This is a genomic window from Mesorhizobium sp. M7A.F.Ca.US.014.04.1.1 (assembly GCF_003998745.1).
GTDB classification, from domain to species: Bacteria; Pseudomonadota; Alphaproteobacteria; order Rhizobiales; family Rhizobiaceae; genus Mesorhizobium; species Mesorhizobium ciceri.
Genome location: NZ_RZRW01001485.1, coordinates 1 through 423, shown reverse-complemented (window position 1 = coordinate 423; position 423 = coordinate 1). Strand labels below are relative to the sequence as shown.

Annotated in this window: 1 protein-coding gene; it reads right to left on the bottom strand. The window is 63.4% G+C overall.

All coding sequences use genetic code 11. The features are described 5' to 3' along the window. Positions 1-309 (bottom strand): DUF736 domain-containing protein (locus EOA22_RS37255; RefSeq protein ID WP_164756364.1); only part of this gene is annotated, 309 nt, incomplete at its 3' end. Positions 310-423 lie beyond the last annotated feature (114 nt).

Genomic DNA, 423 nt, shown 5'->3' with positions numbered 1-423 from the left:
CTCTGCGGTGCGGCGGGACCCGATGAGCGAGAAGTCGCCCTCGGTGTCGGTCTCGACCAGGCTCGCATAGATCGGAGCGGGGAAGCTGGGATCGTCGAGCTTGACAGAGTGGTAGTCGCGTCCCTCGCGCGAGGTCTTCTTCCATGCCGCCCCGAACTCGGTGGCGCCGGCGAAGATTCGGAAGTCGGGACCCTTTTCATTTTCGCCATCGGCCGGAGAGAACGTCACCGTCTTGACGTTGAGGTCGAGGGTCTTGACCGAGCCGGAGAAGCCGTTGGCGGTGCGGGAGAAAGTGCCGATCGTAGCCATTGTGGTGGTTCCTTCTGTTTTTCTCGGACCGCGCCCATCGCGGCCTCGATGGTGGTCGTGAGATCGGGGACGATCGGTCCGCACCCCGAAGGGGCTGAAACGAAGTGGAAGACG